The following is a 10447-nucleotide window of genomic DNA, read 5'->3' as shown; positions in this document are numbered from 1 at the left end:
CTGAGGCCGAACGTAATCTGGCCGAGGGCAAGCTGGAGACCTTGGGCATTGCTGTGGCCCGCCACAGCGAGGATGCGATGAATGCCCGCCTGCAGCTGAAAGAGGCCGAGGCGGCGCAGGCGGATCTTGGCGATCTGGACGCGGCCCGCGCCGGGGTTGAGGACGTCAAACAGGGGGTCGAGGCCGCCCGGATCACCATGTTGACCCATCGTTCGGCCCATGATGAGCTGCGCCGCGAGGGGGAAGCTCGCACCAAACGCTCCCAGCAGGTCACCAAGGAGCTGTCCGGGTGGCGGCACCGGCTGGAGACCGCAGAGCGGCGCATCGAAGAACTGGCCGAACGGCGCGAGGCTTCGCAGGAGGAGCTGGAAGAGGCCCATGCGGTGCCGGCCGAGATTGCCGAAAAGCGCGAAGAGCTGAGCGAAGCCATCGCGGACGCAGAGGGACGCAAGACCGAGGCCTCAGAAGCGCTGATTGCGGCCGAAGCTGCCCTGCGTGAACTGGTGCAGATCGAACGGGATGCGGAACGGCTTGCCTCGGAAGGGCGTGAGGCGCGGGCGCGTTCTGAGGCGCTGTGTGAGGCAGCGCGCGAAACCGTTGCCCATACCGCCGAACGGATCAGCGAAGACCAGAATTGCAGTCCAGAGGTCCTGCTGGAACGGCTGGAGGTCAGCCCGGACCAGATGCCAGGCGCCGAAGAGCTGGAGGCAGAGGTCAATCGCCACAAGCGGCAACGCGATGCCTTGGGGGCGGTGAACCTGCGCGCCGAAGAGGATGCCCGTGAAATCCAGACCGAGCATGATGAGCTGGTCTCGGAAAAATCGGATCTGGAAGAGGCGATCAAGACCCTGCGCAGCGGCATTGCCAGCCTCAACCGCGAGGGGCGGGAACGGCTGTTAACAGCCTTCGAGGAAGTAAACGCCAGCTTTGCCAATCTCTTCACCCATCTGTTTGGCGGGGGTGAGGCCAATCTGGTGATGGTCGAAAGCGATGACCCACTGGATGCCGGCTTGGAGATCATGTGCCAGCCGCCTGGCAAGAAACTCTCGACCCTGTCGCTGCTCTCAGGTGGCGAACAGACACTGACGGCCATGGCGCTGATCTTTGCGGTCTTCCTGTCCAACCCGGCGCCGATCTGTGTACTCGACGAGGTGGATGCGCCGCTGGATGACGCCAATGTCACCCGGTTCTGTGATCTGTTGGATGAGATGTGTCGCCAGACGGAAACCCGGTTCCTGATCATCACCCACCACGCTGTGACTATGGCGCGGATGGACCGGCTTTTTGGGGTGACGATGCAGGAAAAGGGCGTCAGCCAGCTGGTTTCAGTGGATTTGAAAAAGGCCGAGGCCTTGGTGGCCTAGTCTGTGCGCAACCAAAAGGCTTTGGTGCAGGGGAAAACGGGGAAAAACCGCCCCCTTGTTTGCAGCAGGGACGCTTTTGTATTGAGACAAAAGAACATTAAGGCCAAAGTTAACAAAAACGTATTGGAGGATATTATGAACCTGACCAAAATTCTTGCGGTTGCCGCACTTGCGATTGCTCCAGTTGCCGCACAGGCGCAAAACCTGACGGCCCGCGACGCCAGCAGCATCCAGAACTTTTTCTTGGATGAAGGATCTGACGTTGAATTGCTGGAAGATAATGTGGGCGACCCACAGCTGAACGTCATCCATTATGGCAGTGAATTCACCATCTTTTTCTACGGATGTCATGACAATACCAACTGTGACTCCATTCAGTTCTATTCTGGCTATGCAACAGACGGCGGCGTGCGGTTGAAAACCGTCAACACTTTCAACGCCGAAAAGCGTTGGGTGCGCGCCTATGTGGGCGACTCCGGTTCGACCAAACTGGAGATGGACCTCTATATGGGTGACGGTGGGATCAATGCTGATGATTTTGCCGAAACTGTTGGTCTCTGGTCGCGCCTGATGGGCGACTTCGAAGAAGTAATCGGCTACAACTAAATCCCTGCACCGGGTGCTTTGACCTCGAAGTGCGAAGGTAGGAGTAACCAGAAAAAAGGGCGTGACAGATGTCACGCCCTTTTCATTTGAGGTTTTCTGCGGCGTTTGACCTTTGGTTCTGATTACAGGCGCTGTAGTAAAGCCGGGGTTGGCCAAGCATCTGCAGGCAGGCCAAGGCGCTGTTGCTCCTGCTGCACGGCGGCGCGGGTTTTTGCGCCCAGGATGCCGTCGATTTTGCCCACATCATGTCCCATGCCCTGCAGCTTTTGCTGCAGCTGCTTCATTTGTGCGCCGCTCAGCCCCTGATCGGGATTGCCAGCGGCATAGACCGATGCGCCCTCCAGCCGATTGGCAAAATAGGCGGCGGTCAGAACATAGGTGAAGCTTTGGTTCCATTCAAAATAGACGTCAAAGTTGGGGTAGGCGAGAAAGGCCGGCCCCTTGTGGCCTTGGGGCAAAAGCAAGGAAGCCTGTAGATTGCCAGCCGCCAAGGAACCTTCCTTGGCGCGTAGCCCCATGGCTTGCCAGTCCTGGACCGATAGCTTGGTATCGGTGCCGGATTTGGACATATCCAATCCCTGGGGAATGGTGACTTCCTGCAGCCAGGGCTGCCCAGCCTGCCAGCCCAGATGCGATAGCATCTTGCCGCCGGACATCAGCGCATCGGCAGGGGAGGTCTTGAGGCTGACCTGTCCATCGCCATCGGCATCAACTCCATTGTCGAGGATGTCCTGCGGCAGCATTTGCACCATCCCGATCTCACCGGCCCAAGCACCGGTGGTGCGGGCGGGGTCAAAATTGCCCCGCTTGTAAAGCTCCAAGGCGGCAAAGATTTGTGGGCGGAACAGATCGGGGCGGCGGCAGTCATGCGCCAGGGTGATCAGCGCATTACGGGTGTTGAAATCCCCCTGAAAGCTGCCGTAATCGGTTTCAAAGGCCCAAAAGGCCAAAAGCACGCCGCGGTCAATGCCATAGGTGCTCTCGATCCGGCGGAAAGTGCTGTCGTATTTCTGCGACATCGATTTGCCGCGATTGATGCGGCTTTGCGAGATCAGACGGCGGGAAAACTCGATAAAGGGTTTCTGAAACACCCCCTGGGCGCGATCAGCCCTTAGCACCTTGGGATCCTGCTTGGCCCCTTGGAAAAACCCGTTGACGGTGGCGGTGTCATAGCCTGCGGTGACGGCTTCGGATTTGAGGGACTTTACAAAGTTGGAAAAGCTGCCGCCACATTGGGCAAAAGCCGTCGCCGGCATCAGGAGGGCGGCAAGGGCGAGGGGCAAAATGCGCATGATGGGCGGTCCTTAAGGAAGCTCTAAAACATCGTATGTGCTAAAAGATGAGCGCAAAAGCAACCAGCAGCGCCACTCCCATTGCCCAGGTTTGCCAAAGAATCTCACAGCAGCGCAGAATTGCCGGTCCGGAAATGCTTTTGGCACCTGGGGCGTTCACCCAGGGAAATTGCCGCATTTCGCCATCATAAGAGCGCGGTCCCGCCAGCGACAGGCCAAGGGCGCGGGCCATCGCGGCCTCTGGCCAGCCGGCATTGGGAGAGCGGTGTTTGGCGGCATCGCGGGCGATCTCTGGCCAGTCACGCAGCCCCCCGCCCACCAGCGCCATCATCAGACCCGTCAGCCGCGCCGGGATCAGATTGACCAGATCATCCAGCCGGGCGGTGGCCCAGCCAAACTCTTCAAAGCGGGTATTGCGATAGCCAATCATGCTGTCGCCGGTATTGATCATCTTATAGGCTAAAAGCCCCGGCAGACCGCCCAGCAAGAACCAAAAGGCTGGGGCCACCACCCCATCTGACATGTTCTCCGAGCCGCTCTCGATGGCAGAGCGGGCCACCTGTGGTCCGGTCATGCCTGCGGTGTCGCGGCTGACGATCATCGCCACCGCCTGCTGTCCCTTGGCCAGGGACTGCGCCAGCCCAGTAGCCACGGCGCGCAGGTGTTCGACCAGCGAACGCTGCGCCAAAAGCACGGCGGCGACCACAATTTCGACCATCGGGCCAAAGAGCGACAGCAACCAGCCGAGTGCGAGCCCAAGACCCACCAGTGCTGCACTGGCCAGAAGGCCCTTGGCCCGTTTGGAAGCGCCGGTGTTGAGGCGAGTTTCGAGCCAGGAGACACAATTGCCCATCAGCACTGCTGGATGTGGCAGGCGGGACCAGAGCCAGGCGGGCTCCCCCAGAAGGGCATCCAGTATCAGGGCCAGCAGCAGGATTTCGGCGGTGCTCACAGGGCATCCTCCAACCGGTCCCAACCGGATTGGGGCGGCAGGCCGAGGCGGATGAGGTTTTTGGAATAGGGAAAGATCCGGCTCCAGATATGGGCCCGTGCCAGATGGTCCTGCCAGCGGGCGGCGTACTCGACCTCGTAGAGGCGAAACAGGTCGGTGCCACCCTGCAGCTTTGCCCCGCGTGAGATGAGTAATTGATCCAACCTCAGCGCATCCCGTGCCAGGGCCCGGCGGCTGCGCTGCGCCCAGTCCTGGTCCTGCAATGCCTGAATGCCGGTTTTCAGCGCCGGGCCAGAGACCGCCCAGGGGCCCTGCAGATGGGCCAGCTGTTGGATCAAGACCGGATCGCCAATAGCAAAGCCAAGCCGCATGCCGGCCAGCCCCCAGAACTTGCCAAAGCTCTTGAGCAGGATCACGCCCGGCTTGGCAGCAAGATGGATCAGGCTCTGATCGGGGCAGATATCGCAAAAGCTCTCATCGATGATGGTGAGCGGCGCGGTCAGCTCTTGGTCCTGCCACAGCCGTCCGTCGGGATTGTTAGGATGCACCGCGACCTGCGCTTCGGCTGCGGCATCCCCGGACAGGGACCAGCCGTGATGGGCAAAGGCGGCGGCGTGTTCGTTATAGGTTGGCGTCTCGATCCGCACCCGTCCTGCCGGGCGCAGGCTCGGGAGCAGGGCAATCAGCGCCGAAGCTCCGGGAGCAGGCAAAACAGCGGCACTGGCTGGCACCGACCAGAACTGCCGCGCGGCCTGTTGCAGCGCCTCGTTGGCGGCACTGTCCGGCAGTTCGCTCCAATCCGAGGCGGCAAACTCCGGCAAGGGATAGGGCGCGGGGTTGATGCCGGTGGAGAGATCAATCCAGTCGCTGCGATTGCCGCCGTATTGCGCGATGGCGGCGCTGAGGTTGCCGCCATGATCGCGCTGGGTTGCGCCGGTTTCTATCCGGCTTTCAGGACCATTTGCCGCCATGGAACAGGCTCCGTGTCTGTGACAGTTGCAACGCTGCGGGGCGTTGCTCCCTTTGCATATGAAACAGAGCCAGCTGTAAGGCAAGCGTGGTTCATATTTGCCAGGGGTCACAGGCCGGCGGGGGGCTTATCCCCGTTGAGGGGGCTGCATCCAATCGATGTCGGGGTTTGCCGGGATGATCCGGTGAGGATTGATGGTGTCATGGCTGTAGTGGTAGTGGCGCACGATATGCTGCATGCCCACGGTCGCGCTGACTCCCGGCACCTGATACAGCTCGCGGCAATAGGCCCAGAGGTTGGGGTAGTCGATGATACGCTTCTTGTTGCATTTGAAATGCAGGTGGTAGACCGGATCAAACCGCAACAGCGTGGTGAACAGCCGCCAGTCTGCCTCGGTCAGTTCCTCGCCCATCAGGTAGCGATGCTGTGACAGCAGATCTTCGAGCCAGTCGAGCGAGTCAAACAGCGGGCCGATGGCGGCGTCATAGGCCTGCTGGCTGGTGGCAAAGCCGCATTTGTAGACGCCATTGTTGACGCTGTCATAGATCCGCGCATTGACCGCCTCGATCGGCTCGCGCAGCTCTTCGGGCCAGAAATCAAGCGCATTGCCGGTGATCCCGTCAAAGGCGGAGTTGAACATGCGGATGATATCGGCGCTCTCGTTTGACACGATGGTCTCGCGTTTCTTGTCCCAGAGGATCGGCACCGTGACCCGGCCGGTATATTTGGCATCGGCCCGCGTGTAGATCTGATGCGCATGGCTGCTGCCAAACAGATCATCCCCCGTGGCGCCATGCTCGTCGCGCTCAAAAGTCCAGCCTTCGCCCAGCATGTCCGGGTGCACGACGGAAATGGAGATATGATCTTCCAGCCCTTTCAGGGCGCGAAAAATCAGGGTGCGATGGGCCCAGGGGCAGGCCAGAGACACATAGAGATGATAGCGACCTCTTTCGGCCTTGAACCCCTCAGTGCCGGTCGGGCCGGCGCTGCCATCCGCGGTGATCCAATTGCGGAACTGAGCCTCGGATCGCTTGAAGGCGCCACCGGTGGATTTGGTATCGTACCATTGATCTTTCCAGATCCCGTCAATCAATAGTCCCATCGGTTGTCCTCTTTGGTGTGGCTGAATGCTAGGCTGAGGCTGAAGATAGGCGGCAATGCAAATTGGTCCTATCCCCGCCGTCGCGCAGCTGCTCTGCATGGCTGCACATCACGACCTGGTGCGTCATCAGCGCGCGCACTGTCTCAAAATGTTCACTTGATTTTATCCATTTCTGGGTCACCTTTAGAACAAGAGCTGAGAGTCTGACTCGCTGCGATTCTCACCGTTCCACTACTTGCCAGAAGGCCCTTCGCCATGACCACATATGTGCCAAAAGCCGTTCAAGAAGCCCTGGATGCTGCACGCATTTCCGGGTTGAAAAACAAAAGCCGTCTACGGGTGGCTGTAGGAGATGGCTATTTCCCAGTGCTGCGGACCTGGGATACTGGATTTTCGGTTGAAGAAGAATTTGTGCCGCAGCTGCGTGGCCTCGTGGATCTCTACGAGGGGTCTCGGCACCTGTCGCAGTGCCTGATCGTCGCCTCCGAGGCCGAGGGCGGGGAGATGCGCTATGAATTCAAACGCGCCACAGCGGCTTCTGAAACCGCGCCGCTGGATTTCTACCGTGCCCCGGATGCGCCGGTGGGCCTGCTGGGTAATGAGGGGGCTGAATCCCGCCTTTAAGGGACAACAGGCACAGGCCGCCCAACGAGGACGGGAGATTGAGTTGGACCCGTGCGCCTACCGGCGGCGGGTCTTTTCTTTGGTATTCGCCTGTTTAGGGTCTGATTTCCACCTCTGTGCCCAGATCGACAAGGCGCCAAAGGGTTTCCATTTCTGTATCGCTGATGGCAATACAGCCTGCAGTCCAGTCACCGGGTAAGACAAGGGCCCCGGCCAGGGTATTGGGCTGACCATGGATGAAGATATCGCTGCCGGGATCGATGCCGGCCTCGGCAGCACGGGCGATGTCTTTAGCCCGCGGATAGTTCAGCCCCAAAGACAGATGGTAGCCGCTGTTTTGGTTGCGGCGATCGACCTTGAACAGACCTTCGGGCGTTTTGCCATCGCCTTCGCGGGCCTTATCGCCAACCGGGGCAAACCCTAGCGCGATGTCGAATTCCAGAACGGTTTGCCCCATCCGGCTGGCGGTCAGTCGGCGGGCAGACTTTTCGATAAGGATGCGATCCACCCGGTCTACCTGTGCTGCCAGGTCAGGCGGAGGTGTGCGGGGGCCATAGCTCCGCCAAAGCCCCCAGCCCAGGATCGCGATCAAAGCAACCGAGACAAGTATCAGACCCCTGCGCAGCATGGGTATTACTGCAGATCCGCGAAGGCCTTGGCCAAGCGTTCACCGGCCTCGATCACACGGCTGCGCTGGGTGCCCATGTTAAAGCGCAGGAAGCTTTCGCCGCCAAGGCCAAAGGTGGTGCCGTGGTTGGCGGCGATACCGGCATCCTGTTCCACCCGTTTGGTGAATTCTTCGCGGCTCATACCGGTGCCGGAGAAATCGATCCAGGACAGGTAAGTCGCCTGCAGCTTCATCGAGCTGAGACCGGGGATTTCAGCAATGGCGGCATCAAAAACCTGACGGTTGCCATCGATATAGGCGACCAGCTCGTCCGCCCATTTGGCGCCTTCGGGTCCATAGACCGCCGCTGTGGCCATCTGCCCGGCTGAGTTCGGCGACAGGGCGAGCGCCAGCATACGGCGCTGAAACTTTGCCCGCAGGTCAGGATCGGGGATGATCACCTGGCCTGTGTGCAATCCGGCAAAGTTGAAGGTCTTGGAGGGGGCGGTCAACATCAGCAGCCGGTCGGTGATCTCTGGCACTGCGTTCTGCATCGGAATATGCGTGGCACCGTCAAAAACCAGATCATGGTGGATCTCATCCGAGAGCAGGATCAGATCATGCCGCTTAGCAAAATCCGCCACCCCCTGCAGCTCTTCCTGGGTCCAGACCCGGCCACCGGGGTTATGCGGCGAGCAGAGGATGACCATCTTCTCCTTGCCAGTCATCTGCGCGTCATAGCTGGCCATATCCATCTCGTAGCGACCCTGGCGATTGATCATCTCGCATTCCACCACTTTTCGCCCGGCATTGTTAATCACCTTGGCAAAGGCGTGATAGACGGGGGTGAACAGAACGATACCGTCGCCCGGCTGGGTAAAGGTATCCAGACACATGCCCACGCCATTGACCAGACCGGTGGTGGTAAAGATCGCCTCCGGGTCGACTTCCCAGCCGTGGCGGTTCTGCATCCACCAGCGGATCGCATCCTTGTAGGGTTTGTCGACATTCACATAGCCATAGATCCCGTGATCGGCCATTTCGCGCATCTTGTCGCTGACCATGGGCGGCACGGCAAAATCCATATCCGCCACCCACATCGCCAGCCCGTCGTCCGGGGAGACCCCATAGAGGCTCTCCATAAAGTCCCATTTGGCGCAGTGGGTGCCGCGACGGTCGATGATGCTGTCAAAATCCATAAAGGTGCTCCGCTAGTTTTCCTGCGAAGCTAGCGGCAAATGCGCTTTGTGCAAGGGGATCTGTGCTCCTGGCCGCCCGAGGGCCTGGGATCGGCGGTAAAATTGGCAGCTGCGTCAGGGCAGCAGGCAAATGACGCAGGTGCGATGCAGGGACCGTTGCAGAGCCTGAGGCAATGGCCTAAATCATCCCCCATGAAACATTCGATCCTGATCCATCCCGATCCCCGTTTGAAAAAGATCTGCGCCCCGGTGGCCGATCTTTCGGACAAGCTGCGCCAGCTTTCTGACGATATGCTGGAAACCATGTATGCCGCCCCCGGCATTGGCCTGGCGGCGCCGCAGATTGGCGTGATGGATCGCCTCATCGTGCTGGACTGCGAAAAGGCAGAGGGTGTTGCGCCCAAGCCCTTGGTGATGTTCAACCCGGAGATTGTCTCTTCTTCGGAGGAGACCAACGTCTATGAAGAAGGCTGCCTGTCGATCCCGGATCAATATGCCGAGGTCACCCGCCCCAAAGAGGTCGAGGTGGAATGGATGGACCGCGACGGCAATCTGCAGCGCCAGAGCTTCGACGGGCTTTGGGCCACCTGCGTGCAGCACGAGATCGACCATCTGGAGGGCAAGCTGTTCATTGATTATCTGAAACCGCTGAAGCGGCAGATGATCACCCGCAAGATGCAAAAGCTCAAACGCGAGCGGGCGCGGGGCTGAACGCATGGCGCGGCTCCCCATCCTGCAATGGCCTGATCCCGGTCTCTCAACTCTTTGCACCCCGGTGGGGGAGGAAGACCTAACCGGGCTGATCGCGGATATGTTTGAAACCATGTATGCCGCCCCCGGGCGCGGCTTGGCGGCACCGCAGGTAGGCGTTCTGAAACGGCTGTTTGTGATGGATGCCACCTGGAAAGAGGCGCCTGGCACACCGCTGGTGATGATCAACCCGGAAATCCTGTCCTTTGGCACCGATCAGGAACCCGGTGACGAGGGCTGCCTGTCCATTCCCGGCGTGCTGGCCTCGGTGCAGCGCCCAACAACTGTCTCCCTGCGTTGGCAGGATCAGGACCGCAGCTGGCAAAGCGGCAGCTTTGACGGCTTTGCCGCCCGCTGCATTCAACACGAATTTGACCATCTTGAGGGTCTGGTGACCTTTGACCGTCTGTCTCCCGAGGCCCGCACCGAGTCTGAGGCGACCTATCAACACCATTTGGAGAGCTCCGCATGACCGCTCGCACCTGCCTACCCTGGCCCGACAAACGCCTGCGCACCGCCTCCACCGAGGTGAGCGAAATCACCGATGAGATCCGCCAGATCTGGAGCGATATGATCGACACCATGGAGGCAATGCCGGGCGTTGGCCTTGGCGCCAACCAGATCGGTGTGATGCTGCGTCTCGCTGTGGTGGATGGCTCCAAGGAGCGCGGCAAAGCGGTGCGTATGGCCAACCCGGAGGTGCTGCATGCCTCGACCCAGCTGCGCGAGCACGAAGAGGCCAGCCCCAACCTGCCCGGCGTCTCGGCCAAGATCAAACGCCCACGCGCGGTGACTGTGCGCTACATGGATGAGACCGGCGCGATCACCGAGCGTGATTTTGTTGGCATCGAGGCCACCAGCGTGCAGCATCAGATCGACCATCTGAACGGCAAGCTCTACTTTGATCACCTGTCGAAGATGAAGCGCGATATGCTGATCAAGAAATCCAAGAAACTGAACGGCTAAGGCCAGGGAGCAGCA

The 10447-nt window shown here is 60.0% G+C and carries 12 protein-coding genes; 6 read left to right on the top strand and 6 right to left on the bottom strand.

From position 1 onward, the window contains the following. Positions 1 to 1364 (top strand): chromosome segregation SMC family protein (locus ABJP42_RS09735; RefSeq protein ID WP_490363207.1); only part of this gene is annotated, 1364 nt, incomplete at its 5' end. A gap of 3 nt (positions 1365 to 1367) precedes the next feature. Next, positions 1368 to 1970 carry a YbjN domain-containing protein gene (locus tag ABJP42_RS09730; RefSeq protein WP_348340114.1) on the top strand — a complete coding sequence of 201 codons (603 nt, stop codon included), beginning with the start codon at positions 1368 to 1370 and terminating at the stop codon, positions 1968 to 1970. A 122-nt stretch (positions 1971 to 2092) separates the two neighbouring features. Here the strand turns inward: ABJP42_RS09730 and ABJP42_RS09725 are convergent, their stop codons facing one another. The 4 genes from ABJP42_RS09725 to ABJP42_RS09710 form a co-directional block, all read right to left on the bottom strand. Next, positions 2093 to 3262, bottom strand: a complete 1170-nt coding sequence (locus tag ABJP42_RS09725) for a lytic murein transglycosylase (RefSeq protein ID WP_348340113.1) — start codon at positions 3260 to 3262, stop codon at positions 2093 to 2095. Positions 3263 to 3302: 40 nt separating this feature from the next. After that, positions 3303 to 4214 carry an adenosylcobinamide-phosphate synthase CbiB gene (gene cbiB, locus ABJP42_RS09720; protein ID WP_348340112.1) on the bottom strand — a complete coding sequence of 304 codons (912 nt, stop codon included), beginning with the start codon at positions 4212 to 4214 and terminating at the stop codon, positions 3303 to 3305. Next, entirely contained in the window at positions 4211 to 5185 is a 975-nt protein-coding gene (locus ABJP42_RS09715; protein WP_348340111.1) for a threonine-phosphate decarboxylase, read from the bottom strand. Before ABJP42_RS09715 ends, cbiB begins: the two co-directional genes overlap by 4 nt. A 126-nt stretch (positions 5186 to 5311) precedes the next feature. After that, positions 5312 to 6286, bottom strand: coding sequence for a glutathione S-transferase family protein (locus ABJP42_RS09710; RefSeq protein WP_348340110.1), 975 nt, complete (start codon positions 6284 to 6286; stop codon positions 5312 to 5314). 255 nt (positions 6287 to 6541) lie between these two features. Here ABJP42_RS09710 and ABJP42_RS09705 point away from each other — a divergent pair, with 255 nt between their 5' ends. Continuing rightward, positions 6542 to 6910, top strand: coding sequence for a hypothetical protein (locus tag ABJP42_RS09705; protein ID WP_348340109.1), 369 nt, complete (start codon positions 6542 to 6544; stop codon positions 6908 to 6910). A 94-nt stretch (positions 6911 to 7004) separates the two neighbouring features. On the opposite strand, the gene ABJP42_RS09700 is transcribed toward ABJP42_RS09705, so the two are convergent. Further along, a complete protein-coding gene (locus ABJP42_RS09700; protein ID WP_348340108.1) occupies positions 7005 to 7538 on the bottom strand; it encodes a L,D-transpeptidase family protein in 534 nt (177 codons plus the stop codon). Positions 7539 to 7543: 5 nt separating this feature from the next. Further along, positions 7544 to 8716, bottom strand: a complete 1173-nt coding sequence (locus ABJP42_RS09695; protein WP_348340107.1) for a MalY/PatB family protein — start codon at positions 8714 to 8716, stop codon at positions 7544 to 7546. A 192-nt stretch (positions 8717 to 8908) separates the two neighbouring features. Between ABJP42_RS09695 and def (ABJP42_RS09690) the strand changes: the two genes are divergently transcribed. The 3 genes from def (ABJP42_RS09690) to def (ABJP42_RS09680) are packed head-to-tail and all read left to right on the top strand — an operon-like array spanning position 8909 to position 10432. Then, entirely contained in the window at positions 8909 to 9427 is a 519-nt protein-coding gene (gene def, locus ABJP42_RS09690) for a peptide deformylase (protein ID WP_348340106.1), read from the top strand. Positions 9428 to 9431: 4 nt separating this feature from the next. Next, entirely contained in the window at positions 9432 to 9938 is a 507-nt protein-coding gene (gene def, locus ABJP42_RS09685; protein ID WP_348340105.1) for a peptide deformylase, read from the top strand. Beyond that, positions 9935 to 10432 carry a peptide deformylase gene (gene def / locus ABJP42_RS09680; protein ID WP_348340104.1) on the top strand — a complete coding sequence of 166 codons (498 nt, stop codon included), beginning with the start codon at positions 9935 to 9937 and terminating at the stop codon, positions 10430 to 10432. The genes def (ABJP42_RS09685) and def (ABJP42_RS09680) overlap by 4 nt, the downstream gene beginning before the upstream one ends. The last annotated feature ends 15 nt before the right edge of the window (positions 10433 to 10447 follow it).

The sequence above is a fragment of the Pseudophaeobacter sp. genome (assembly GCF_039971195.1).
In the GTDB taxonomy this organism is placed as follows: Bacteria; Pseudomonadota; Alphaproteobacteria; order Rhodobacterales; family Rhodobacteraceae; genus Pseudophaeobacter.
Note: the sequence above shows the minus strand (reverse complement) of the source record. Positions and strands in the feature narration are given on the sequence as shown.

What these genes read in the sequence shown, in the direction of transcription:
- ABJP42_RS09700 (WP_348340108.1), bottom strand. Translation starts at nt 7,538, where the DNA reads ATGCTGCGCAGGGGTCTGATACTTGTCTCGGTTGCTTTGATCGCGATC.
- ABJP42_RS09695 (WP_348340107.1), bottom strand. Translation starts at nt 8,716, where the DNA reads ATGGATTTTGACAGCATCATCGACCGTCGCGGCACCCACTGCGCCAAA.
- def (WP_348340106.1), top strand. Translation starts at nt 8,909, where the DNA reads ATGAAACATTCGATCCTGATCCATCCCGATCCCCGTTTGAAAAAGATC.
- ABJP42_RS09715 (WP_348340111.1), bottom strand. Translation starts at nt 5,185, where the DNA reads ATGGCGGCAAATGGTCCTGAAAGCCGGATAGAAACCGGCGCAACCCAG.
- def (WP_348340104.1), top strand. Translation starts at nt 9,935, where the DNA reads ATGACCGCTCGCACCTGCCTACCCTGGCCCGACAAACGCCTGCGCACC.
- ABJP42_RS09725 (WP_348340113.1), bottom strand. Translation starts at nt 3,262, where the DNA reads ATGCGCATTTTGCCCCTCGCCCTTGCCGCCCTCCTGATGCCGGCGACG.
- ABJP42_RS09710 (WP_348340110.1), bottom strand. Translation starts at nt 6,286, where the DNA reads ATGGGACTATTGATTGACGGGATCTGGAAAGATCAATGGTACGATACC.
- ABJP42_RS09705 (WP_348340109.1), top strand. Translation starts at nt 6,542, where the DNA reads ATGACCACATATGTGCCAAAAGCCGTTCAAGAAGCCCTGGATGCTGCA.
- def (WP_348340105.1), top strand. Translation starts at nt 9,432, where the DNA reads ATGGCGCGGCTCCCCATCCTGCAATGGCCTGATCCCGGTCTCTCAACT.